Raw genomic sequence first — 23,187 nt, 5'->3', positions numbered from 1 at the left:
AACGCCCCCGGAGATAAAAACATGTCGATCTTTATCAACAAAGACACCAAAGTCATCACCCAGGGCATTACCGGCAAGACCGGTCAATTCCACACCGAAAAGTGCCAGGAATACGCCAACGGCAAGAACTGCTTCGTCGCCGGTGTGAACCCCAAGAAGGCGGGCGAGCGCATTTTTGACATCCCCATCTACGGCTCCGTCAAGGACGCAGCCAAGGAAACCGGCGCCACCGTCTCCGTGATCTACGTGCCCCCCGCAGGCGCCGCTGCCGCCATCTGGGAAGCCGTGGAAGCCGATCTGGACCTGGCCATCTGCATCACCGAAGGCATCCCCGTGCGCGACATGCTGGAAGTGCGCAACAAGATGAAGGCCAAGGAAGCCGCGGGCGGCAAGAAGACCCTGCTGCTGGGCCCCAACTGCCCCGGCCTGATCACGCCAGACGAAATCAAGATCGGCATCATGCCCGGCCACATCCACAAGAAGGGCCGCGTGGGCGTGGTGTCCCGCTCCGGCACGCTGACCTACGAAGCCGTGGCGCAGCTGACCGAACTGGGCATTGGCCAGTCCACCGCCGTCGGTATTGGTGGTGACCCCATCAACGGTCTGAAGCACATCGACGTGATGAAGGCCTTCAACGACGACCCCGACACCGATGCCGTGATCATGATCGGCGAAATCGGCGGCCCCGACGAAGCCGAAGCCGCCCGCTGGTGCAAGGAACACATGACAAAGCCCGTGGTGGGCTTTATCGCCGGTGTGACCGCCCCTCCCGGCAAGCGCATGGGCCACGCTGGCGCGCTGATCTCCGGCGGCGCTGACACGGCCGACGCCAAGCTGGCCATCATGGAAGAGTGCGGTTTCACCATCACCCGCAACCCCTCCGAAATGGGCCGCCTGCTGCAAGGCCTGCTGAAGAAGGCCTAAGCCCTCTCAGCCAGCCCGTAGTTAGCTGCTGCGGGCATCAAGCCAAAAGCCAGCCTCAAGAGGCTGGCTTTTTGGTTGCTGCTTTCAAAGCTATAGCTGCTTGCGCCGGTTATTTCTTGGTTTCCAAATTATTTATATTGCAAAGCACCGTATATCAAGCGCAATTAGCTCCTGAAAATAGAGCTTATGCATATGAGGTGGCGGAAATCCAGTGAATGACAAAAGTGTTATGCCGCTTGATACAAGTCATGTAGAAAATTACATTCCACGCCCGTTTGCAACCAAAGTTTGCAATTCCCCGGGGTTGGTACGTAGGAATTCGCTGGCACGTGATTTGCTCTATGGATGACGTCAATTTCATCCACAGAGAGAGGAGCTTTCTATGAAGCGCACAATGCAACAGGGCTTTACCTTGATTGAACTGATGATCGTGGTGGCGATTATTGGTATTTTGGCGGCAGTGGCTTTGCCTGCTTATCAGGATTACACAGCGCGAGCCAAGGTTTCAGAAGTTGTTTTGGCCGCCTCTACTTGCAGATCCGCTGTGACTGAAGCCTCTCAAACAGGATTTTCTGCTGATGCAGCAGTAGATGGGTTTGGTTGCGGCGAAACCAAGCAAGGTGATCCTGCACCTTCACAGTACGTCAAAGCAATTAACACAACAGCAAATGGGGAAATCGTGGTCGAAGCCCAAAACATTTCCCAGCTGGGCACCACAAAAACCAAGCTTAAATTCACTCCTTATAGTGATGCGGATCTGAAGACAGTCTCTGTAGCAGCTGATTTTAATCGCGCTACGCTCAAACCTGTTCGTGGATGGAAGTGCCAAACTTACGACGCGACAAATGGAATTGAATCCAAATATCTTCCAGCTAGCTGTCGCTAAGGAACTTCAGCATAAATCAATTTCAAGCGTGATAGTGCTTGAACGAGCATGAGGTTATTACGTGCCTTGGCCGCTCAAGATGCCCGCATTTCGCGGGCATCTTGCTTTTAAGTGCTCGAAAGGCTTGGATTGGCTGTTTTATTGCAAACAGCCACAATTCGTCGGAATTGGATGTATGAAACCCCATTACAAGTGTACAAAAAATTGAGAAAAATTGCGTGATTTATTATAAATAATGAGTGTGAAAATCTAGTTTTTCGAAGCTTATGGAGAGGTTTTTTAAAAATATAAAATTTAATTAAATTTGATAAAAATCATTTTAAATTATTTTCTCAAATAATATCTGTACATCATTCAGTCACCGGATTTTCCTCCACGCTTTTCCAGTACCTGCACGCCTTGCATGACCATGGTCTTATCCACCGCCTTGCACATGTCATAAATCGTCAACAAGGCAATTTGCACGGCGGTCAGCGCTTCCATTTCCACGCCGGTTTTGCCATAGGTTTCCACGGTGGCTTCACAGCGCACGGCATGCGCTTCAGGCAGCAATTCAAAATCCACGGCCACGCGGGTCAGTGCCAGGGGGTGGCACAGCGGAATCAGGTTGCTGGTCTGCTTGGCGGCCATGATGCCGGCAATGCGTGCAATGCCCAGCACATCGCCCTTCTTGGCCGTGCCTTTCTGGATGATGTCCAGGGTTGCGGGCTGCATGACGATGCGGCCTTCGGCCACGGCCACGCGGTGGGTGGGCTGCTTGGCGCCTACGTCCACCATATGCGCCTGGCCGTGGGCGTCAAAGTGGGTCAGTCCGTCGTTGGGGAGGTGGTGTTCGCTCATCTTTGATTCTGTGTCGTTCGCTACAGGGGGGCGCAGATGTCAGACAGCTTTGCGTATGGCATGTAAAGCTGGGAACATGGGCGCAATGCAGGCATCATAAGAGTCTGTTCTTGTCACAGAGGGCCTTGTGCCTTTGCCCGCTATTGCCATGAAGCCATTTTCCTTCGCCCTTTCGCCGCTGCGCAGTGCCTTGCTGGCTGCGGTGCTGTGTCTGCCCGGTGTGGGCTATATGGCTGGTGCACAGGCCCAGCTGGCCCTGCCCAGCATGGGCGATGGCGCAGACCTGACGGCCAGCGAAGAGCGCAGGCTGGGCGACAGCATCATTGCCTCGCTCTACCGCGACCCGGACTATATCGACGACCCGCAGCTGCATGCCTATGTGCTCAGCGTCTGGGAGCCGCTGGTGAAAGCGGCGCGTGAGCGCGGCAATCTGTCGGAGGAAATCAGCGAGCGCTTTGCCTGGGAGATTTTGCTGGGCCGTGACAAGAGCATTAACGCCTTTGCCCTGCCCGGTGGCTATCTGGGGGTGCATCTGGGGCTGATTGGTGCGGTGAGCAGCAGCGATGAGCTGGCCACGGTGATGGCCCACGAGCTCACGCACGTGACGCAGCGCCACATTGCGCGCATGTTCGGGCAGGAGAAGAAGAACATGCCCATCATGATTGCCAGCATGGTGCTGGGCGCGCTGGCGGCCAGCAAGAGCCCGGATGCGGCCAATGCCCTGATTGTGGGCGGGCAGGCGGCCACGATTCAGAACCAGCTGGGCTTTTCGCGTGACATGGAGCGCGAGGCCGACCGCATTGGCTACACCTTGCTGGAGCCCGCAGGTTTTGCACCGCAGGGCGCCGTGAGCATGTTTGAAAAGCTGCAGCACGCCAGCCGCCTGAATGACAACGGCAGCTGGCCCTATCTGCGCACCCACCCGCTGACCACCGAGCGTATTGCCGACATGCACAGCCGCGTGCCCCAGGGCAAGAACCAGCCGCCCCAGCCCACGCTGGAGCATGCGCTGATGGCGGGGCGTGCACGCGTGCTCAGCCGCCCCGGCGTTGATACCCTGCGCCAGTGGGTCAAGCTGCCGGACATGCCGGAATTTGCCCAGCGCAATGCGCGGGAGCAGGCGGCCGCGCTGTATGTGGCCGTGCTCAGCCAGATGCAGCTCAAGGACTGGCGCGCTGCACGTGCGCTCTGGAGCAGGCTGGATGCGCTGGTGCAGCCCTCTGGCGACAAGGCCGGCATCCAGCAGGTGCAATGGCTGGGGGCGGAGCTGGAGCTGGAGGACAAGCAGCCGCAGGCTGCGCTGCAATTGCTGGGCCATGCAGACTTGCGCGGTGACTTGCCACGCCCGGCCATGCTGCTGGGCAGCCGCGCCCTGCTGGCGCTGGGCCAGCCTGCCGTCGTCAGTGACCGGCTGCAGACCTGGGTGGCCGTGCATCCGCACGATGCGGCGGCGTGGCGTCTGCTGGCACAGGCCTGGTATGCACAGCGCGAGGATTTGCGCGCCATCCGCGCCGAGGCCGAGGCACGCGTGGCGCATTACGACTACGCGGGGGCCGTAGACCGCTTCAAGGCCGCGCAAGACCTGGCACAGCGCGGCCAGGGCGACTATATCGAGGCCTCCATCATCGACACGCGGCTGCGTGCCGTGCAGGAATTACTGCGGGAACAGACGCGCCAGAAGTGATTCAATGGCCAGGCCCAGCAGCGAATACAGCATGGAGCCCCAGACGGCGGCCCAGAAGCCTGTGACGTGAAAACCGGAGAGCATGCTGGACGCCGCCCAGAGCATGAGGCCGTTGATCACAAACAGGAACAGGCCCACGGTGATGAGCGTGACCGGCAAGGTCAGAATCACCAGCACGGGCCGCACCAGGGCATTGAGCAGGCCGATGACCAGCGCCGCCAGCAGGGCCGAGCCATAGCTTTGTACCTGTACACCGCTGAATACTGCGGCAACCAAGAGCAGCGCACCAGCGCTGAGCAACCATTTCAGCATGAGTTTCATGGCTGCCAGCATAACGCGCAGACAAAGAAAAAGGGCCGAGAAGGCCCTTGATCTGGTAGGGAGTCTGAAAGACCTGGCACAGGCCCATCAGGCTGCAAGCACGTCGCTGACCAGCACCGTCCAGCATGCGCCGAGGCTGGTCAGCGTGCCAGCCAGCTTGCGCAGAACAGGGGTGGAGGTCTGGGCCGACACCGCATCCTTGGGGCGGCGCATGTCGATGACTTGCGCGCTGCTGCCGTGCTCAGCCAGCAGGCTTTCGAGCAGCTCTGGCAAGGGGGCCTTGGCCAGCATGGGCGTGACCTGCACGCCCTGTGCCTGAAAGACGGGCAGGCAGGACTGGAACAGGCGGTCTGCCCATTTATTGCGCCAGTTTTCGCGAGAGCGATTGCTCACAAACTTGCTAACGCGATGCGTAATACGTGGGGCACAGGCGACCAGCACCCAGTGTGCGTCCTGTCCATGTGCGCAAAGCAGCATGCTGCGCAGCAGCTGCTGCGCGTACTCCGCGTCGTCTACGTAGGCGATGTAAGTTTGCACGGTTCCTTTTCCAGCAATCAGTCTCATCAGCGCCGCTCGTTACTCGGGGGTGTGGGCGGCTGAGTGTGAATAAAAAAGCCCCGGGGGCACAGCGCTCAGCATATCGCAGCCGGGCTGTGGTCCGGGGCCTGTTCAGGGCTTAGTGGGCAGCGCCAGCCTTGGCTTTTTTGGCAGCAACCATCTTGCCCAGCACCAGCACCAGCAGTGCGCCACCGATGTGGGCAGCCCAGTAGATAGGCATGGAGGCGTTGAAGATGGCGTGGCCATTTTCATCCGCAGCCAGCAGCTTGGGCGCCCAGGTCCACTTGTCGGGGTTCACGAACAGCGGATCGGAGACCAGCATGCCGCCCGCAATCCAGCCCAGCAGCATGCCGCCGCCCACGATGATGATGGGGAAGCGTTCCATCAGCGTGATGACCAGCTGCGAGCCCCAGACGATGATGGGGATAGAGATCAGCAGGCCCAGTGTTACCAGCAGCAGCTGGTGGTCGCCCGAGCTTTGCGCGGCGCCAGCAATGGCGATCACGTTGTCCACGGACATGACCAGGTCAGCCACGATGATGGTCTTGATGGCGGCAAACAGCTTGTCGCTGCCCTGGATGTTGTCGTGGCCTTCTTCATCAGGGGCAATCAGCTTGATACCAATCCACACCAGCAGCAGTGCACCCACCAGCTTGAGCGCAGGCAGCGCCAGTAGTGTCATGGCAAAGGCAATCAGGATGACGCGCAGGATGATGGCACCGGCGGTGCCGTAGATGATGCCCTTGCGACGCTGCTCAGGAGGCAGTTTGCGGCAGGCCAGCGCAATCACCACAGCGTTGTCGCCGCCCAGCAAGATGTCGATGATGATGATTTGCCCCAGAGCAATCCAGAATGGGGCATGGGTGAGAAAGTCGAAATCCATGTGAAACCTCGGTTAAAAACTGCGGATGCGCTCAGGCGCCTGCAGCAGATACTTTACGCGTGTTCACCTGGGAGAAGTCTTGGGCGATGAAGGACAAAGCCTGGATGCCGTGGGAGCTTCCTGAGGGAGCACGTGTAAACAGTCTCCCAAAGGTCTTGCCCGCACGATCGCTGATCATGCCTGGCAAGCCGGAAACCACGGTTTCGTACTGACGACTTGCCAATCCGCCGGAATGTGGCTGCATTTGCACACCCGGCGGGGAGCTACTCCCCTTTGAAGTGGGCGATTTGAACACAAGTCAAAGCTTTGTGCATGAACTTGTGCATGTGGAAGTTACGGATAGCACGGGTATGTCAGCGTTGCTGCGAAGCAGGCTGTTTGCCTGTTACTCCCATAAAAATAGCTGCTTGCGCTTGAAAGATAAGGATTTCAGATATAAAAGATTCTGAAACCCAGTATTTACAAGCGCTGGCAGCTATGTTTTTTAGTCTGTTTCAAAGAAGCGCGTTACGCGCGGCGGTGTATCGGCCACATGGAAGGCCAGCTTGCGCTCGCGCAGGGCCACGTCGGATGCGGTGATGCGGTCAAAGCGGCGCAGGTGCTCGACCCAGGATTCATCGACGATTTCCTCGATGTAGCGCTCAGGCCGCTCCATGCTGTGCAGCAGTCGCCACGACAGTGCCCCCTGGCGCATGCGGCTGCGGCGGCTTTCCTGCATCAGGGTGCGAAAGCGCCGGGCCTTGGCGGGGTTGATGAGGTATTCGATGTGCACCACCACGCGGCCTTCTTCCGGCTGGCTGTGGCGCGGTGGCTGAAAGGCCTTGGAGGGGCTGAGATCTTCCAGCGCCTGGCGGTCGGTAAACACGCGCTGCACGATCAGCATGCACACCACGCCGGTGACGGCAGCGGCGATCAGGCTCACGGGCACGGAGCTGAGTGCGGCCACCTTGCCCCACAGCGCCGCGCCAATGGCTGTGCCGCCCATGATGGACATCTGATAGGCCGACATGCCGCGTGCACGCACCCAGTTGGGCAGGGCCATCTGTGCCTTTACGCCCAGGGTGTTGGCGGTAGAGATGAGCGACAGGCCCGCCGTCATCATGCAGACCACGGCCAGCGGCAGATTGGGCGCCAGCGCCACCCCCACGGTGGAGGCTGCCTGCAGCAGCGTGCCGGTGAGCACCAGGGGCTCACCCGTGAACATCTGCCGGATGCGCGGCAAAAACATGGCACCGATGATGGCGCCTGCACCCATGGAGGCCAGCAGCAGCGTGAACACGCCCGCGCCGCTGATAAAGCCAATGCCATCAAAGCGCTTGGCCGTCAGTGGCAGCAGGGCCATGATGGCGGTGGACATGAAAAAGAAGGCCACGGTGCGCGCAATCACGGCGCGCATGCGGGGCGACTCCTTGATGAACTGCAGCCCCACGCGCATGGCGCTGGGCAGGCGCTCACGCCCCAGTGGGTGGGTGACATGGGTGCGCTGCCAGGTCAGCAGCAGCAGGCCTGCCGCAATGGACAGCACGGCATTGAGCACAAACACCCACAGCGTGCCAGCGCTGGCTATCAGCGCGCCAGCCACCAGCGGGCCGACGATGCGCGAGGCATTCATGGCCACGGCATTGAGTGCCATGGCCGAGGGCAGCATGGGTTTGCTGATGACTTCCGGAATCAGTGCCGAGAACACGGGCCAGCGCATGGCCATGCCAATGCCGTTGGCAAAAGTGAGGGCCAGCAGCAGCGGCGCATTCATGACATCCAAGGCCAGCGCCGCGCACAGCAGCACGGCGACCACAGCCACCCAGAACTGCGTGAAGATGAAGTAGCGGCGGCGATCCAGAATGTCTGCCAGCGCCCCGCTGGGCAGACCCAGCAGAAACACGGGCAGGGTGGATGCGGTCTGCACCAGAGCCACCAGCACGGGCGAGGTGGTCAGCGAAGTCATCATCCACGCCGCGGCCACATCGTTCATCCACATGCAGATATTGGCGACCAGGGTCACGCTCCACAGCAGACGGAAGGTGGGGGTGCGCAGGGGGGACCAGGTGGAGGGCGGCGGTGGCGCAGGCGCAGTGGAGCGCACGTCGGGCTCTTCCAGAATGCGGCCGGTGGCGGGCGAGGATGGGGTGGCGTGTGGGGCTGTCATTACGGCAAATTGTCGGGCCTTATGCGTTCGCTTGCAGGCGCACATTGGTCAGCAAGGGCCGCATCGTGAACCTGTCTTACAGCGGACGGGGTATGGGTGGCAGGCTGGACTTGACCTCGCCCAGCGAAAAGCTGGTGTGCATGTCTTTCACATTCGGCAAATTCAGCAGCACCGTGCGCGTGAAGTGCGAGAAGCTTTCCAGGTCCCTGGCGACGACCTGCAGCTCAAACATGCCCTTGCCGCTGATGTAGTGGCAGGACACGACTTCGGGAATGGCGCGGATGGCTTCTTCCATTTCTCGGGTGCGTGTGCCGGAGCTGATTTCTGCATCAATACGCACAAAGGCCAGCACGCCCAGGCCGATCTTGTGGCGGTCAATGTGCGCGTGGTAGCCCTTGATAAAGCCTGCCTGCTCCAGCGCGCGCACCCGCCGCCAGCAGGGCGCGGCAGACAGGCCCACGCGCTGCGCGAGTTCGGCATTGGTCAGGCGGCCATCGGCCTGCAGATGGGCCAGGATGGCGAGGTCAAACTTGTCCAAAGTATTCACGTTAACCCCTAAAAGAGAAAGGATCTTGCTAAATACTGCGTTCTGCGAGCAAAAAAAGCAATCCTCTATCTGAAGGGCGCTCCTACACTTGATTCGGGTCATCGCCCAATAACCACAGAGACCAGCCATGCGCATGGTCCGCACAAAGGAGACAACGATGAACGCCCCCATGAATGACGCCGTGCGCAAGGCACTGGAGTCGGTATCTCTCGATGACAAATACACCCTGGAGCGCGGCCGCGCCTTTATGAGCGGTGTGCAGGCGCTGGTACGACTGCCCATGCTGCAGCGCCTGCGCGATGCGCAGCAAGGCCTGAACACTGCAGGCTTTATCAGCGGCTACCGTGGTTCACCGCTGGGTGGCTACGACCAGGCACTCTGGGCCGCGAAGCAGCACCTGGACAGCCAGCACATTGTCTTTCAGCCCGGCGTGAACGAAGAGCTGGCCGCCACGGCGATCTGGGGTACGCAGCAGCTCGATCTGTATCCACAGTCCAAGCAATTCGATGGTGTGTTTGGCATCTGGTACGGCAAAGGCCCGGGGGTGGACCGCTGCTCTGACGTGTTCAAGCACGCCAATATGGCGGGCACGGCCCAGCATGGCGGGGTGATTGCGCTGGCGGGGGATGACCACATCAGCAAGTCTTCCACCGCAGCGCACCAGAGTGACCACATCTTCAAGGCCTGCGGCACACCGGTGTTCTTTCCGTCCAGCGTGCAGGAGATACTGGACATGGGCCTGCATGCCTTTGCCATGAGCCGCTTCAGCGGCCTGTGGTCGGGCATGAAGACGATTCAGGAGGTGGTGGAGTCGTCCAGCAGCGTCTATGTAGACCCTGACCGCGTGAAGATGGTGTTGCCCGAAGACTTGGTGATGCCCGAGGGCGGTCTGCACATTCGCTGGCCCGATGCGCCGCTGGAGCAGGAAGCCCGCCTCATGCACTACAAGTGGTATGCGGCGCTGGCCTATGTGCGTGCCAACAAGCTCAACCACAACGTGATCGAAGGCCCGCAGGACCGCTTTGGCATCATGGCCAGTGGCAAGGCCTATAACGACATGCGGCAAGCCCTGGCCGATCTGGGGCTGGACGATGCCACCTGCCGCCGCATTGGCATTCGCGTGCACAAGGTGAACGTGGTCTGGCCGCTGGAGGCCAGCATCACGCGTGCATTTGCACGTGGCCTGCAGGAAATTCTGGTGGTTGAAGAAAAGCGCCAGATCATCGAATACCAGGTCAAGGAAGAGCTGTACAACTGGCGCAATGACGTGCGCCCCACCGTGGTGGGCAAGTTTGAAGACAGCGAAAGCGATGAATGGGGCAAGCCCTTCCACAGCGGCAGCGACTGGCTGCTGCGCGCCAATGCCGACCTGACGCCGGCGCTGATCGCCCGCGCCATTGCCAGGCGTCTGCAAAAGCTGGGTGTGCCCGACGATGTGCAGGCGCGCATGGACCAGCATCTGGCTCTGCTGGATGCCTGTGAACGCCAGAGCAGCGCGCAGACCGTGCAGACGGGTGACCGCACGCCGTGGTTTTGCAGCGGCTGCCCGCACAACACCAGCACCCGTGTGCCTGAAGGCAGCCGCGCGGTGGCGGGCATTGGCTGCCATTACATGACGGTGTGGATGGACCGCTCCACCAGCACCTTTACGCAGATGGGCGGCGAGGGCGTGAGCTGGGTGGGGCAGTCGCCGTTTACCAAAGACAAGCATGTGTTTGCCAACCTGGGCGATGGCACCTACTTTCACAGCGGCCTGCTGGCGATTCGCCAGAGCATTGCGGCCGGGGTGAACATCACCTACAAAATCCTCTACAACGATGCCGTGGCCATGACGGGCGGCCAGCGCGTGGGTGAGCGCCCGGAAGGCCACAGCGTGCTGCAGATCATGCAGAGCCTGCTGGCAGAAGGCGTGCGCAAGCTGGTCATCGTGACGGACGAGCCCGAGAAATACCAGGGCGTGGCCCTGTCGCCCGGCGTGACGGTGCACCACCGCGACGAGCTGGACCAGATCCAGCGAGAGTTTCGCGAGATGGCAGGCTGCACGGCCATCATTTACGACCAGACCTGCGCCACCGAAAAACGCCGCCGCCGCAAGCGCGGCACCATGGCAACGCCCGCCAAGACCGTGGTCATCAACGAGCTGGTGTGTGAGGGCTGTGGCGATTGCTCGGTGCAGTCCAACTGCCTGTCGGTGGAGCCTGTGGAAACCGAGTTTGGCCGCAAGCGCCGTATCAACCAGAGCACCTGCAACAAGGATTTTTCCTGCGTCAAAGGCTTTTGCCCGAGCTTTGTCACCGTGGAAGGCGGCCAGCTCAAAAAGCCCAGGCGCGAGCAAAAAGGCGATCTGTCGCAGCTGCCTCCCATCCCGGAGCCCACGCTGCCGGAGGCACGGCAGGCGTGGGGCATTGTGGTGGCGGGTGTGGGCGGCACGGGCGTAATCACCATTGGTTCGCTACTGGGCATGGCGGCCCACCTGGAAGGCAAGGGCGTGGTTACGCAGGATGCGGCAGGCCTGGCGCAAAAGGGCGGCTCGACCTGGAGCCACATCCAGATTGCCAGCACGCCGGAGGCGATCTACACCACCAAGGTGGATATTGGCAAAGCCGATCTGGTGATTGCCTGCGACCCCATTGTTGGCGCGAACAAGGTCACCCTGGCAGCCATGCAGGCCGGGCGTACCTATGTGGCGCTGAACGCCAGCAGCACACCCACCGCTGCCTTTGTGCACAACCCCGACTGGCAGTCGCCCGCCGGGCAGTGCCAGCAGCTGCTGCAGGCACTGGTGGGGCAGGATGCCGTCGGCTGTTTTGATGCCGAGCAGGTGGCCACCCAGCTGCTGGGTGACAGCATCTACACCAACCCCATGATGCTGGGCTACGCCTGGCAAAAGGGGCGCATTCCGCTCAGCCGCGCGGCCCTGCTGCGCGCCATGGAGCTCAATGGCGTGCAGGTGGCGAACAACCACGCGGCCTTTGAATGGGGCCGCCGCTGTGCCCACAACCTGCAGGAGGTGCAGGCGCTGTACCGCACGGCGCAGGTCATTCAGCTGGTGAAAAAGCCCAGCCTGCAGGAGTTGGTCGAGCGCCGTGTGGCCTTTCTGACGGACTACCAGAATGCCGCTTACGCCGCACGCTATCGCAGCTTTGTGGAGCAGGTGCAGGCGGCAGAAGCCCGCGTGGTGCCCAGCAGCACGCAGCTGAGTGAGGCGGTGGCGCGTTATCTGTTCAAGCTGATGGCGTACAAGGACGAATACGAAGTGGCTCGCCTGCATCTGGACGCAGGCTTTCAGGCCAAGATCGCACAGATGTTCGAAGGTGACTACAAGCTGGTGCATCACCTGGCACCACCTTCCACCGCGGCGCGCGATGCGCACGGCCATCTGGTCAAGAAAGCCTATGGTGCCAGCGTACGTACGCTGTTTCAGTGGCTGGCGCGCGGCAAGGTGTTGCGAGGCACGGCATTCGACCCCTTCGGTCGCACCGAGGAGCGCAAGACCGAACGTGCCCTGATTGCCGAATACCGCGACTGCATCGAGGGGCTGCTGCCCCGGCTGATGGCAAGCAATCTGGCGCTGGCCGTGCAGATTGCACGCATTCCCGAGGACATTCGCGGCTATGGCCACGTCAAGGAGCGCCATCTGCAGGCGGCACGCAGCAAGTGGCAGCAGTTGCTGGCACAGTGGCATGCGCCTCCGGCTGAGGAAGCACCACAGGTGCGGCAGGCTTGATCGCGCCCCGGGTGTATGAGAGCGCCAGCAGTGCTGTAAAAAATAGAGCTTCTGGCGCTTGTTGCATCTGCGTTAGAGGCTAATTTCCCTTATAAAACTGTGGCAGACCAAACACTGAGAAGTCTCAGGTTTTGTGCACTGCAATCTCGCAAGGGCACGCATACAATGTTCCATTGACTTGCGCTCGGCTATGCTGTAGCGCCGTGCAGGCTTTGAGCCTGCTGCTTTTTTTGACCCATTCCACTACTGGAGTTCGTCCGTGTTTATTTCTTCTGCTTTTGCCCAAACTGCCCCCGCCGCTGCTGAAGGTGGCCTGATGGGTTCGCTCACAGGCATGCTGCCTCTGGTGCTGATGTTCGTGGTGCTGTACTTCGTGATGATTCGTCCTCAGATGAAGCGTCAGAAGGAACACCGTGCCATGGTGGAAGCCCTGGCCAAGGGGGATGAAGTGGCTACTGCTGGTGGTTTCCTGGGTCGCGTGGTGGATCTGGACGAGCAATTCCTGTTCGTGGAAATCGCTTCCGGCGTGAAGGTGCAAATCCAGCGTTCTGCTGTGGTGCAAGTGCTGCCCAAGGGCACGGTCAAGTAAAAGTCCACCTGCTTGTCTGATGAAGTGGGCCGGTGGCTTTTCAAGAAGGCATGCCGCGCCCTGTTTTCAGCGTGAGAGATAGAGCGCGATCATGAACCGATACCCGGTCTGGAAGTACGCGATCCTTGTGGTCGCGCTACTCATTGGGGTGATCTACACCCTGCCCAATTTCTTTGGCGAAGCACCTGCGGTGCAAGTGTCTTCGGCCAAATCCTCCGTCAAGATCGACGAAAACGTGCTGACGCGCGTGGAAGCCGCATTGAAGGCGGCTTCGCTGTCACCTGACACCCTGAGTCTGGAAAACGGCTCTGTTCGTGCACGTTTCAATACGCCCGATGAACAGCTCAAAGCCAAGGATGTGATTGAACGCAGCCTGGTGACGGACCCCAGCGACCCCGCCTATATCGTGGCGCTGAATCTGGTGTCCCGCTCGCCCGCATGGCTGACGGCACTGGGTGCGCACCCCATGTATCTGGGCCTGGACCTGCGCGGTGGCGTGCACTTCATGCTGCAGGTCGACATGCAGGCTGCGCTGACCAAGCGCGCCGATGCGCTGGCCGGTGACCTGCGCACCATGATGCGCGACAAGGGCATTCGCTACGGCGGCGTGACCCGTGACGGCCAGACCATTGAGATCCGTCTGCGTGACGAAGCCTCCATCGAGGCCGCGCGCAATCTGATTGCTGACAATATTCCGGAACTGCAGGTAGCGGAAATCGCTTCCGGTCTGCGTGCCACCATCAAGCCTGAGGCCGTTCGCAAGATTCAGGAACAGGCGCTCAAGCAGAACATCACCACGCTGCACAACCGTATCAACGAACTGGGCGTGGCTGAGCCTGTGATTCAGCAGCAGGGCCTGGACCGCATTGTGGTGCAGCTGCCAGGCGTGCAGGACACCGCCAAGGCCAAGGACATTCTGGGCCGTACCGCGACGCTGGAGCTGCGCATGGTGGATGAGTCCACCGAAGGCCGCGCTGCAGAAATGGGCGTGGGCAATGTGCCCTTTGGCTCTGAGCGCTATCTGGACCGCAACGGCAACCCTGTGATCGTCAAGAAGCAGGTCATTCTGACTGGCGAGAACCTGACCGATGCCCAGCCCGGCTTTGACAGCCAGACCCAGGAACCGACCGTGAACCTGGTGCTGGATGCCAAGGGGGCGCGCATCTTCAAGGACATCACCCGCGAGAACATCAACAAGCGCATGGCCATCATCCTGTTCGAAAAGGGCAAGGGTGAGGTGGTGACTGCGCCTGTGATCCGCTCCGAAATCGGTGGCGGTCGCGTGCAGATTTCCGGTCGCATGACCACCATGGAAGCCAATGACACCTCGCTGCTGCTGCGTGCAGGCTCGCTGGCTGCGCCCATGGAAATCATTGAGGAATACACCATTGGCCCCAGCCTGGGTGCCGACAACATTGAGCGTGGTATTGACTCGGTGGTGTGGGGCTTTGTCGTCATCGCCATCTTCATGTGCATCTACTACCACCTGTTCGGTGTGTTCTCCACGATTGCACTGGGCGTGAACGTGCTGTTGCTCATGGCGATTCTGTCCATGCTGCAGGCCACGCTGACCCTGCCCGGCATTGCGGCCATGGCTCTGGCCATTGGTGTGGCGATTGACTCCAACGTGCTGATCAACGAGCGTATCCGTGAGGAACTGCGCGCTGGCATGTCGCCCCAGCAGGCCATCTACGCGGGCTACGACCGTGCCTGGGCCACCATCCTGGACTCCAACCTGACCACGCTGATCGTGGGCCTGGCGCTGCTGGCATTTGGCTCCGGCCCTGTGCGCGGCTTTGCTGTGGTGCACTGCATTGGTATTGCGACCAGCATGTTCTCGGCCGTGTTCTTCTCGCGCGGTCTGGTGAACCTCTGGTATGGCCGCCAGAAGAAGCTCAAGAGCGTGTCGATTGGCACGATCTGGCGTCCCGACGGCTCGGCCGTTGAAAACGCAAAGTAAAGGAGGAAGACATGGAACTCTTCCGCATCCGCAAAGACATTCCTTTTATGAAGCACGCGCTGGTGCTGAACGTGATCTCTATCGTCACGTTCGTGCTGGCCGTGTTCTTCCTGGTCACCAAGGGGCTGCATCTGTCGGTGGAATTCACCGGCGGTACGGTGATTGAGGTGTCCTACAGCCAGCCTGCAGACCTGGAGAAGGTGCGCAGCACCATTCAGGCTAAGGGCTACAGCGATGTGACTGTGCAGAACTTTGGCACGGCCCGTGACGTGATGATCCGCATGCCCGTGCAGCAGGGCGTGACCTCGGCCCAGCAAAGCGAGCAGGTCATGGCCGCGCTGCGTGAGGTAGATCCTTCCGTGGAACTGCGCCGTACGGAGTTTGTGGGCCCTTCTGTGGGTGAAGAACTGGTCACTGGAGGCCTGATGGCGCTGGCCGTGGTGATGGCTGGCATCATCATCTATCTGGCCTTCCGCTTTGAGTGGAAGTTCGGTGTGGCGGCGGCTTTTGCCAACTTCCACGACGTGGTGATCATTCTGGGATTTTTCGCCTTCTTCCAGTGGGAGTTCTCGCTGCCCGTGCTGGCCGGTGTGCTGGCGGTGCTGGGCTATTCGGTGAATGAATCCGTGGTGGTGTTTGACCGTATCCGCGAAACCTTCCGCCGACAGCGCAAGATGGATACCAAGCAGGTGATCAACCACGCCATCACCACGACCATGAGCCGCACGGTGATTACCCACGCTTCCACCGAAGCCATGGTGCTGTCCATGTTCTTCTTTGGTGGCCCCAGCCTGCACTACTTCTCGCTGGCGCTGACCATTGGTATCTTGTTTGGTATTTACTCGTCCATCTTTGTGGGCGCAGCCATTGTCATGTGGCTGGGCGTCAAGCGCGAAGACCTGGTCAAGCCCAGCAAGACCGAGCATGACCCCAACGATCCGAATGCAGGCGCTGTCGTTTAAGGCGGTGTTCTGAATAGGTACCAAGGGCTCCTTTCGGAGCCCTTTTTTATGCCTGCCCCATGCGCTGGTACAGCCCGCCGGGCAGGCGGCAGACCTCGCCGCTGAGTTCCAGCTCCAGCAGCTGGGCCTGCAGCTCAGCTGCGCTGTGGCCTGTGCGGGCGCACAGCTGGTCCAGATGCACGGGGTCATAGCCCATGGCCTGCAGCAGCGGGTGTACAGGCTCGTCGGACTGGGGGGCAGGGGCGGTGTCTCGCACAGCATCCTGCGTGGTGGAAGGCGCCAGATGCATCAGCTCTTCCAGAATGTCCTGGGCCTGCTCGACCAGTTTGGCGCCTTGCCGTATCAGTGCATGGCAGCCCTTGTACTGAGGGGCATGGATGGAGCCGGGTATGGCAAAGACTTCCCGCCCTTGCTCGGATGCCATGCGTGCCGTAATCAGTGAGCCAGAAGCCAGTGCGGCCTCCACCACCAGCGTGCCGCAGCTCAGCCCGGAGATGATGCGGTTGCGCTTGGGAAAGTTGCTGGCAATGGGGGGTGTGCCCAGCGGAAATTCGCTGAGGATGAGGCCCTGGCGGGCAATCTGGTGCGCCAGCTGCTGGTGCTGGCGTGGGTAGATGCGGTCAATGCCCGTACCCATCACCGCCACAGTGGGCAGCGGCGCGTCCGTGGCGGTCAGCGCCCCCTGGTGTGCGGCGGCATCAATGCCCAGCGCCATGCCGGAGACGACGCTCCAGCCCTGCTGGGCCAGGTACTTGGCAAACTGAAATGCGTTGTCACTGCCTTGTGGGGTGGGATTGCGCGATCCCACCATGGCCAGGCTGCGCTGCCAGTCCAGCAGTGGAGCTGCGCGCAGCAGGTGCTGCGCACTGCCCAGGGCATAGAGCATGAGGGGTGGGTCGGCCGTGTGCAGCAGGCTGTCCGGGTAGCGCGGATCACCCAGTGTGATCAGGGCATGGGCGATATCGTCGCCCTCATGCTGCAGCCATTGCCAGGTCTGCGCCAGCGTTGCGGCAAAGCCTTCGGGCAGTGTCTGCAGCTGCGATGCCTGTGCGGCACTGACGCAGTCGTGCAGTTCGCTGGCAGAGGCTTCAAAAATGGCTGGCGCGCTGCCAAACCGGGCCAGCAGACGCCGGGCAGTGCCATTGCCAATGCCGGGCGTCAGGGCCAGGCGCAGCCAGGCCTGCAGTTCGTTGTGCTCCCATGCAGGCAGGGGCTGCTGTGCCATGGTTAGCGGGGATTGGTGAGCGTGTCGCCCACCTGCACGCCGCGCTGGATGTCCATGATCAGGGCATACGAGACGCGGTCAAAGCTGCGGAACACCATGGCCAGGCCGTTTTCTTCATCGGGCAGCTGGATCTTTGGGCGCTTGGGGTCGGTCTTGTCCACCACCTTGGCCCCCTTGCTCATCAGTGCCAGCACCATGCCGGGCTGCACGCCATCCTGCAGGCCCTTGTTGATGGCCACCACCTGGTACTGCGTGCCATAGCGCACCGAGGTATCACCGTACAGCGAGACCACGTGGGCGGTGATGTCAGAGGCTGGTGCATGGGGCACAAAGTTCAGGTACTGGCGCGGCGGCTCGGGCAGCAGACGGTCGCCTGCACGGATTTCTTCCTTGGCCTTGACCACGTTCAGCGTAGCGGGGCGGTAGTCAGCCTGGAGCTGTGCTTCGGTTTCACCATGGACCAGCGCGGCCTGGCCGATGTACTGGCTTTCATAGCCCAGGACCTCGCGGGTGATGGGGTCGCGCAGGGCCACGGCGTCACGGAAGATGCGGAAGCTGCGTGGCTGGTCTGTGCCCTGCAGCAGGCGCTGGGTGTCTGAGCCACGGGCGTAGATGCGGTCACCCTGGGCGACCAGGGCGCGTTCATTGCTGTCAGCCAGGATGTGCGGCGCCTTGGCGACGGTGTCGCTGTCTACGACCAGTGGTTCGGCCAGAAAGGCTTCGATGATGTGCATCTGCAGCGTGGGCAGAGCCATGTCGGAGAGATTTTCACCACGCACCTGCGGGCTGAGCTTGACCGTGGGGGTTGCGCCACCGCGGGCGGTGGTCAGGCGTGCATAGCCACCATTTTTTTCCAGATACAGCACCTGACCGGGGTAGATCAGGTGCGGGTTGGCAATCGCCTGCAGATTCATGCCCCACAACTCAGGCCAGCGCCAGGGCTGGCGCAGGAACAGGCCGGAGATGCGCCACAGCGTGTCGCCACGGCGGACGGTGTAGCTGTCCGGGGCGTTGGGGCTGAGGGCAGACAGGGGAACGCCTTGCTGAGCGACCTGCTGTGCCGTGGCGCGCTGCGCTTCCGTCACCGGAAAGGATGGCCCCTGTGCAAGCGTGGCCGGGCTGTGGAACATGGCGCCCAGGGCCAGGACACAGGTGGTGGCAGTTCCTTTCATGCTTTCTCCCTCTCTGTATGCAGGTGTGCCCTGCTTTGTGAACTTCAATGACGCAAGATTCTCAATCCAAGCCCTTGATTGGGCAATGCGTATGCTCAAACAGGGCAGCAGCAATGCCCAAAAGTAGCGAAAATAGCTACAACTACACTGAACTTGCCATGGCATTACTTCCCATTCTTTGCTATCCCGATCCTCGCCTGCACAAGGTGGCCAAACCTGTAGAAAAGGTGGATGAGCGCATCCGCAAGCAGATCGAAGACATGTTTGAGACCATGTACGAGGCCAATGGCATTGGTCTGGCGGCAACGCAAGTGGACTTTCATGAGCGTCTGATCGTCATTGATGTATCGCAAGACCGTGACCAGAAGCTGGTGCTGATCAACCCTGAAATCCTCTGGGCCAGCGAAGAAAAGCAGGTTGGCGAAGAAGGCTGCCTGTCCGTGCCCGGTATCTACGATGGCGTAGAGCGCTCCACTTCCGTGAAGGTGCGTGCCCTGGACGAAAACGGTAACTCGCGTGAGATTGAGGCCGAAGGCCTGCTGGCCATCTGCATCCAGCACGAGATGGACCACCTCATGGGCAAGGTGTTTGTGGAATACCTCTCGCCCCTGAAGCGCAATCGCATCAAGACCAAGCTGGTCAAGATGCAGAAACAGGCAGCACGCTGATGATGAAAGGCCCGGTTCACTGCAAGACGTGGCGCTGGGCCGCCGTGCTTGCCTGCGCAGCCACCTTGATGGCGGCCTGTGCTGTGCCTGAATGGCAAAAGCCCGGCACCCCTGCCCCGCAGATTGCCAGGGACATGGGCCAGCCCCAGGTGCGTGTGGGCCTGCCAGAAGGCGGAGAACGCTGGATCTACAGCTACCAGCCCGCAGGCCAGCAGGTCTACCACATGGTGTTTGACGCACAGCAGCAGCTGCTGCGCGTGGAGCAGGTGCTGCAGGAAGCGTACTTCCAGCGCCTGCGCATCGGCCAGGACCGCCGTGAGGACGTGTACCACTACTTTGGCAAGCCCGCGCTGGTCGAGCATGTCGCCAACTTCAAAGGCGACATCTGGACCTACCGGATTCGCGAAAATAGCATCGACCGTCAGGCGCATGTCTTTATCGATCCGCAGGGCATTGTGCAGCGCGTGATGTTTCTGGACGAACCACGCAACGACCCTGAGGACCGTCACTGACGGCATAGGCTGCCGCGAGGGCAGCTTTTTTATCTCCGGATAGATCGCATGAGAGTTATTTTTGCTGGCACGCCTGAATTTGCGCGTGTGGCCCTGCAGCAGTTGCTGCAGGCAGGCTTTGAAGTTCCGCTGGTGCTGACCCAGCCTGACCGCCCCGCCGGGCGCGGTATGAAGCTGCAGGCATCACCCGTCAAGCAGTGCGCGCTGGAGCATGGCATTCGCGTGGAGCAGCCACGCAGCCTGCGCCTGGATGGCAAATATCCTGAAGACGCCGCAGCGGCACGCCAGGCCCTGCTCGATGCCAAGGCCGATGTCATGGTGGTGGCCGCCTATGGCCTGATCCTGCCTCAGTGGGTGCTGGACCTGCCTGCCAAGGGCTGTCTGAACATCCACGCCTCCATCCTGCCGCGCTGGCGCGGTGCTGCGCCCATCCACCGTGCGATTGAAGCCGGAGATGCGGAAACCGGCGTCACCATCATGCAGATGGACATCGGTCTGGATACCGGCGATATGTGCCTGATGGAGCGCCTGCCGATTGCTGATACCGACACCACGGCCTCGCTGCACGACAAGCTGGCAGACCTGGGCGGTCGCCTGATTGTGGAAGCGCTGGAGATGAGCGCCTGCGGTGGCCTGCCGCGCACGCCCCAGCCTGAAGCGGGTGTGACCTACGCGCACAAGATTGAAAAGGCCGAGAGCTGGATGGACTGGCAGCTTTCCGCCGTGGAGCTGGACCGCCGTCTGCGTGCCTTCAACCCCTTTCCGGGTGGTGCGACGCAGCTGGGAGAAGAAGTTATCAAGCTCTGGACTGCAACACCTGAGGCCTATGCAGGTACGGCCCAGCCCGGCACGGTGCTGGCAGCCGATGCAGATGGTGTGCTGGTGGCCTGTGGCGAAGGCGCGCTGCGCCTGACACTGCTGCAGCGCGCAGGGGGCAAGCGCCTGCCTGCCGCAGACTTTCTGCGTGGCTTTGCCCTGCCTGTGGGCAGTGTGCTGAGCACGGCCGAGAACGCCTGAGCCATGAACGCCCACGCTTTGCAGCAGCGTGCCGCCGGCATTGCGCGTGACCCGGCCTTTGCGGCCGGTTTTCGCTCCATGCTGGCCACCATGCTGGGCATTGGTGCCTGGGGGCTGGTGACGGGTGTTGCCATGGTCAAGGCGGGCATGTCCGTGCCGCTGGCCATCTTCATGTCTCTCATCGTCTATGCCGGCAGTGCACAGCTGGCCGTGCTGCCGCTGCTCATGGTGGGCGCGCCGCTGTGGGTGGTCTGGTTTACGGCCACCTGCGTGAACCTGCGCTTTGTGATTCTGAGCAGCATGTGGCGGCACTACTTTGGCCATCTGCGCCTGCTGCACCGGCTGACGCTGGGCTACTTCAGCGGCGACGTGATTTTTGTCACCTTCACGCACCGCTACCCCACGCCGGAGAAAAAGCCGGAGCAGCTGCCCTTTTTCTGGGGCGCTGCCGTGGCCAACTGGGTGTTCTGGCAGGTGTTTTCCATCGCCGGCATTCTGCTGGCGAATGTGATTCCGCTGAGTTGGGGCCTGGGCTTTGCGGGTGTGCTGGCACTGATGGGGGTGCTGTATTCCATGCTCAAGGACAAGGCCGCCTGGCTGGCCTGTGTGGTGGCCTGTGGCGCTGCCGTGGCCACGTTTGCCTTGCCGCTCAAGCTCAATATTCTGGTGGCGATTGCTGCAGCGGTTACTGCTGGCCTGCTGATGGAAACCGCTGAGCGCCGTGCCGCGCGCCATCTGCCCCAGCCTGCGATTCGCCCGCCAGATCCGGCCAAGGGCGAGAAATTCCCGGTGCTGCCCCTGCCAGAAGACGCGCCGCGCAAGGAGCAGCCATGAGCAGTGATTTCTCTGGCATCTGGCCCTGGATTGCCACCATTGGTCTGGCCGTGGTGACGGTGGTCACGCGCGCCTTTTTCATGATTCCCGAGCGTGAAGTGCCCATGCCCGAGTGGTTCAAGCGCGGCCTCAAATATGCGCCGCTGGCCGCGCTGGCGGCGGTGATTGCGCCGGAGCTGCTGATGAGCCAGGGTGCGCTGATCGGCACTCTGGCCGATGCCCGCCTGCCTGCGGCCCTGTGCGCCACCCTGTACTTCTTCTGGAAGCGCGGCATTCTGGGCACGATTGTGGTGGGCATGGCGGTCTATCTGCCCCTGCACATTGGGCTTGGCTGGTAAAAAATAAATAGCTGCTTGCGCTTGATTTATCAGCAATTCAGATAGTTTTCTATCTGAAAGTGTCTGAAATCAAGCGCGGGCAGCTATCTTTATTTGGGCACTGCCATGCCTTTGGGCCACAGTGCCCACAGGCGCAGCGGCTGCTTGATGCGGCCTGCCAGATCGCCTGCTTGCTTGCCCCAGCCCATGAAATAGTCGGCACGCACGGCACCCACAATGGCACTGCCCGTGTCCTGCGCCAGTACCAGACGCTGGTATTCGACTTCAGGCCCCTTGGAGTACATCCACACGGGCGTGCCATAGGGGATGCTGCCGCGGTCCACGGCAATCGATCGGCCGGGCGTCAGCGGCACGCCCTGCGCGCCCTTGGGGCCGAACTGGGCGTCCAGCCCGTCCAGCGGCTCTTCGCGGAAGAACACATAGCGCGGATTGCTCCACAGCATCTCCTGCGTGCGGTCGGGGTTCACGGCGATCCAGGCGCTGATGCCAGGCCAGCTGGCATCGGTGATCAGCTGGCGATCCAGCAGCCAGCGGCCCACGCTTTTGTAGGGCTGGTCGTTGGTGCCTGCATAGGCCAGGCGGATCAGGCGCACACTGCCATCTGGCTCGGTCACACGCATGCGGCCTGAGCCCTGAATGTGCAGCACCAGCGCTTCGATGGGGTCATTGAGCCAGGCAATGGCACGGCCTGCCAGTGCGGCCTGGGCTTCGGGCAGGGTGTCAATCTGCTGGCGTGTGTACCAGGGCTTGCGCTGGCCCAGGGTGGCAGGTGGTGCGTAGAGCGGAATATTGAATTCTTCGGTGCGCACGCGCGAGCCGGTCATCTCTGGCTCGTAGTAGGACGTGAGCATGCCCTGTGACTTCCCATCGAGCGACTCGATGCGGTAGGGCTGCAGGTGCGACTGCAGCCAGTGCAGCTGCTCTTCCTGGCTGGCAATGCTCAGACGGCGCACATCGTCACACAGGGCCGCAAAGGCAGCATGGGGGCGCTCACAGCTGCGCAGCCAGGCATTCCAGGCCTCGTGCAGGCTGTCCTTTTCCAGGCCCGGCAGCTCAGCCCAGCGCACGGGCAGCCAGCGGCTCTTGGGGCGATAGCTGGCAGGCCCCAGCGGTGCGGTGTCATGGACCTCCCCGACGGGGAACCCGGTTTCGGGGCCATCGTTGGATGCCGGTGGCGCCTTGGGACCAGAAGAGCAAGCCACGAGGGTTGCGACAAGCAGCGCCATCGAAGCACGGAGCAGGAGAGATGCAGTCATAGCCGCTGATTGTGCGCGAAGCCTTGGCTGCTTTCTGTATCCGGGGAACGATTGTTGACACGTCAGACATGGAGGCTGGAACTCCGGCACGTGGTTCGGGTCTGTGGAACATGCGACAAAAACGCACACCAGTTGCAA

The 23,187-nt window shown here is 61.2% G+C and carries 21 protein-coding genes; 12 read left to right on the top strand and 9 right to left on the bottom strand.

The genetic code is table 11. The features are described 5' to 3' along the window. Positions 1-21 precede the first annotated feature (21 nt). Positions 22-924 (top strand): succinate--CoA ligase subunit alpha, encoded by a 903-nt coding sequence (sucD, locus tag F7P80_RS09475; RefSeq protein WP_054066634.1) that lies wholly within the window; start codon positions 22-24, stop codon positions 922-924. 382 nt (positions 925-1,306) lie between these two features. Further along, positions 1,307-1,810, top strand: coding sequence for a pilin (locus F7P80_RS09470; RefSeq protein ID WP_151044320.1), 504 nt, complete (start codon positions 1,307-1,309; stop codon positions 1,808-1,810). Positions 1,811-2,164: 354 nt separating this feature from the next. Here the strand turns inward: F7P80_RS09470 and moaC are convergent, their stop codons facing one another. Next, on the bottom strand, positions 2,165-2,650 hold the full coding sequence (gene moaC, locus F7P80_RS09465) for a cyclic pyranopterin monophosphate synthase MoaC (RefSeq protein WP_151044318.1): 486 nt from the start codon (positions 2,648-2,650) through the stop codon (positions 2,165-2,167). 148 nt (positions 2,651-2,798) lie between these two features. On the opposite strand from moaC, the gene F7P80_RS09460 reads away from it, so the two are divergent. Then, positions 2,799-4,334, top strand: a complete 1,536-nt coding sequence (locus F7P80_RS09460; protein WP_428840864.1) for a M48 family metalloprotease — start codon at positions 2,799-2,801, stop codon at positions 4,332-4,334. Here F7P80_RS09460 and F7P80_RS09455 read toward each other — a convergent pair. The 5 genes from F7P80_RS09455 to F7P80_RS09435 all read right to left on the bottom strand — a co-directional run bounded on the left by F7P80_RS09455 (position 4,305) and on the right by F7P80_RS09435 (position 8,789). Continuing rightward, positions 4,305-4,655: a phage holin family protein gene (locus tag F7P80_RS09455; protein WP_054066639.1), complete on the bottom strand. Its 351-nt coding sequence runs from the start codon at positions 4,653-4,655 to the stop codon at positions 4,305-4,307. The two genes, F7P80_RS09460 and F7P80_RS09455, sit on opposite strands and share 30 nt — an antisense overlap. Positions 4,656-4,742: 87 nt before the next feature. After that, positions 4,743-5,219 (bottom strand): hypothetical protein, encoded by a 477-nt coding sequence (locus tag F7P80_RS09450; protein WP_058880485.1) that lies wholly within the window; start codon positions 5,217-5,219, stop codon positions 4,743-4,745. A 112-nt stretch (positions 5,220-5,331) separates the two neighbouring features. Continuing rightward, the gene (locus F7P80_RS09445) at positions 5,332-6,096 is read right to left on the bottom strand and encodes a TerC family protein (protein ID WP_151044316.1); all 765 of its coding nucleotides are present in this window, start codon (positions 6,094-6,096) and stop codon (positions 5,332-5,334) included. Positions 6,097-6,580: 484 nt separating this feature from the next. Further along, positions 6,581-8,242: an MFS transporter gene (locus F7P80_RS09440; protein ID WP_151044314.1), complete on the bottom strand. Its 1,662-nt coding sequence runs from the start codon at positions 8,240-8,242 to the stop codon at positions 6,581-6,583. 76 nt (positions 8,243-8,318) lie between these two features. Beyond that, positions 8,319-8,789, bottom strand: a complete 471-nt coding sequence (locus tag F7P80_RS09435) for an Lrp/AsnC family transcriptional regulator (protein WP_077345334.1) — start codon at positions 8,787-8,789, stop codon at positions 8,319-8,321. 157 nt (positions 8,790-8,946) lie between these two features. On the opposite strand from F7P80_RS09435, the gene F7P80_RS09430 reads away from it, so the two are divergent. From F7P80_RS09430 to secF, 4 genes are all read left to right on the top strand, one after another. Continuing rightward, the gene (locus F7P80_RS09430; protein WP_151044312.1) at positions 8,947-12,516 is read left to right on the top strand and encodes an indolepyruvate ferredoxin oxidoreductase family protein; all 3,570 of its coding nucleotides are present in this window, start codon (positions 8,947-8,949) and stop codon (positions 12,514-12,516) included. Positions 12,517-12,775: 259 nt separating this feature from the next. Further along, the gene (gene yajC / locus F7P80_RS09425; RefSeq protein ID WP_054064966.1) at positions 12,776-13,105 is read left to right on the top strand and encodes a preprotein translocase subunit YajC; all 330 of its coding nucleotides are present in this window, start codon (positions 12,776-12,778) and stop codon (positions 13,103-13,105) included. Between the two features lie 91 nt (positions 13,106-13,196). Further along, entirely contained in the window at positions 13,197-15,065 is a 1,869-nt protein-coding gene (gene secD, locus F7P80_RS09420) for a protein translocase subunit SecD (RefSeq protein WP_151044310.1), read from the top strand. Between the two features lie 11 nt (positions 15,066-15,076). Next, positions 15,077-16,027 carry a protein translocase subunit SecF gene (gene secF / locus F7P80_RS09415; protein ID WP_151044308.1) on the top strand — a complete coding sequence of 317 codons (951 nt, stop codon included), beginning with the start codon at positions 15,077-15,079 and terminating at the stop codon, positions 16,025-16,027. A 46-nt stretch (positions 16,028-16,073) separates the two neighbouring features. Here secF and dprA read toward each other — a convergent pair whose 3' ends face one another. Continuing rightward, positions 16,074-17,252 (bottom strand): DNA-processing protein DprA, encoded by a 1,179-nt coding sequence (gene dprA / locus F7P80_RS09410; RefSeq protein WP_151044304.1) that lies wholly within the window; start codon positions 17,250-17,252, stop codon positions 16,074-16,076. Positions 17,253-17,254: 2 nt separating this feature from the next. Next, positions 17,255-18,424, bottom strand: coding sequence for a LysM peptidoglycan-binding domain-containing protein (locus F7P80_RS09405; RefSeq protein WP_151044301.1), 1,170 nt, complete (start codon positions 18,422-18,424; stop codon positions 17,255-17,257). 158 nt (positions 18,425-18,582) lie between these two features. Between F7P80_RS09405 and def the strand changes: the two genes are divergently transcribed. Genes def through F7P80_RS09380 form a run of 5 tightly spaced genes read left to right on the top strand, consistent with a single transcriptional unit; the run spans position 18,583 to position 21,793 of the window. Then, a complete protein-coding gene (def, locus tag F7P80_RS09400; RefSeq protein ID WP_054064974.1) occupies positions 18,583-19,092 on the top strand; it encodes a peptide deformylase in 510 nt (169 codons plus the stop codon). After that, positions 19,092-19,604, top strand: a complete 513-nt coding sequence (locus F7P80_RS09395) for a hypothetical protein (RefSeq protein ID WP_428840863.1) — start codon at positions 19,092-19,094, stop codon at positions 19,602-19,604. Before def ends, F7P80_RS09395 begins: the two co-directional genes overlap by 1 nt. A 48-nt stretch (positions 19,605-19,652) precedes the next feature. Beyond that, positions 19,653-20,621 (top strand): methionyl-tRNA formyltransferase, encoded by a 969-nt coding sequence (gene fmt, locus F7P80_RS09390; protein WP_054064971.1) that lies wholly within the window; start codon positions 19,653-19,655, stop codon positions 20,619-20,621. 3 nt (positions 20,622-20,624) lie between these two features. Continuing rightward, a complete protein-coding gene (locus F7P80_RS09385; protein ID WP_151044298.1) occupies positions 20,625-21,455 on the top strand; it encodes an AzlC family ABC transporter permease in 831 nt (276 codons plus the stop codon). After that, positions 21,452-21,793, top strand: coding sequence for an AzlD domain-containing protein (locus tag F7P80_RS09380; protein ID WP_151044295.1), 342 nt, complete (start codon positions 21,452-21,454; stop codon positions 21,791-21,793). The genes F7P80_RS09385 and F7P80_RS09380 overlap by 4 nt, the downstream gene beginning before the upstream one ends. An 89-nt stretch (positions 21,794-21,882) precedes the next feature. Here F7P80_RS09380 and mltA read toward each other — a convergent pair whose 3' ends face one another. Beyond that, positions 21,883-23,049 (bottom strand): murein transglycosylase A, encoded by a 1,167-nt coding sequence (gene mltA, locus F7P80_RS09375; RefSeq protein WP_054065830.1) that lies wholly within the window; start codon positions 23,047-23,049, stop codon positions 21,883-21,885. Positions 23,050-23,187: the final 138 nt, after the last annotated feature.

Origin of the sequence: Comamonas kerstersii, assembly GCF_008801935.1 — a bacterium.
Classification (GTDB): Bacteria; Pseudomonadota; Gammaproteobacteria; order Burkholderiales; family Burkholderiaceae_C; genus Comamonas; species Comamonas kerstersii.
The sequence above is the reverse complement of the archived record's forward strand: the minus strand, read 5'-3'. Positions and strand labels throughout refer to the sequence as shown.

Excerpts from the sequence above, each read along its gene's own strand:
- sucD (WP_054066634.1), top strand. The coding sequence starts at position 22 with ATGTCGATCTTTATCAACAAAGACACCAAAGTCATCACCCAGGGCATT.
- F7P80_RS09470 (WP_151044320.1), top strand. The coding sequence starts at position 1,307 with ATGAAGCGCACAATGCAACAGGGCTTTACCTTGATTGAACTGATGATC.
- moaC (WP_151044318.1), bottom strand. The coding sequence starts at position 2,650 with ATGAGCGAACACCACCTCCCCAACGACGGACTGACCCACTTTGACGCC.
- F7P80_RS09460 (WP_428840864.1), top strand. The coding sequence starts at position 2,799 with ATGAAGCCATTTTCCTTCGCCCTTTCGCCGCTGCGCAGTGCCTTGCTG.
- F7P80_RS09455 (WP_054066639.1), bottom strand. The coding sequence starts at position 4,655 with ATGAAACTCATGCTGAAATGGTTGCTCAGCGCTGGTGCGCTGCTCTTG.
- F7P80_RS09450 (WP_058880485.1), bottom strand. The coding sequence starts at position 5,219 with ATGAGACTGATTGCTGGAAAAGGAACCGTGCAAACTTACATCGCCTAC.
- F7P80_RS09445 (WP_151044316.1), bottom strand. The coding sequence starts at position 6,096 with ATGGATTTCGACTTTCTCACCCATGCCCCATTCTGGATTGCTCTGGGG.
- F7P80_RS09440 (WP_151044314.1), bottom strand. The coding sequence starts at position 8,242 with ATGACAGCCCCACACGCCACCCCATCCTCGCCCGCCACCGGCCGCATT.
- F7P80_RS09430 (WP_151044312.1), top strand. The coding sequence starts at position 8,947 with ATGAACGCCCCCATGAATGACGCCGTGCGCAAGGCACTGGAGTCGGTA.
- secD (WP_151044310.1), top strand. The coding sequence starts at position 13,197 with ATGAACCGATACCCGGTCTGGAAGTACGCGATCCTTGTGGTCGCGCTA.
- secF (WP_151044308.1), top strand. The coding sequence starts at position 15,077 with ATGGAACTCTTCCGCATCCGCAAAGACATTCCTTTTATGAAGCACGCG.
- dprA (WP_151044304.1), bottom strand. The coding sequence starts at position 17,252 with ATGGCACAGCAGCCCCTGCCTGCATGGGAGCACAACGAACTGCAGGCC.
- F7P80_RS09405 (WP_151044301.1), bottom strand. The coding sequence starts at position 18,424 with ATGAAAGGAACTGCCACCACCTGTGTCCTGGCCCTGGGCGCCATGTTC.
- def (WP_054064974.1), top strand. The coding sequence starts at position 18,583 with ATGGCATTACTTCCCATTCTTTGCTATCCCGATCCTCGCCTGCACAAG.
- F7P80_RS09395 (WP_428840863.1), top strand. The coding sequence starts at position 19,092 with ATGATGAAAGGCCCGGTTCACTGCAAGACGTGGCGCTGGGCCGCCGTG.
- fmt (WP_054064971.1), top strand. The coding sequence starts at position 19,653 with ATGAGAGTTATTTTTGCTGGCACGCCTGAATTTGCGCGTGTGGCCCTG.
- F7P80_RS09385 (WP_151044298.1), top strand. The coding sequence starts at position 20,625 with ATGAACGCCCACGCTTTGCAGCAGCGTGCCGCCGGCATTGCGCGTGAC.
- F7P80_RS09380 (WP_151044295.1), top strand. The coding sequence starts at position 21,452 with ATGAGCAGTGATTTCTCTGGCATCTGGCCCTGGATTGCCACCATTGGT.
- mltA (WP_054065830.1), bottom strand. The coding sequence starts at position 23,049 with ATGACTGCATCTCTCCTGCTCCGTGCTTCGATGGCGCTGCTTGTCGCA.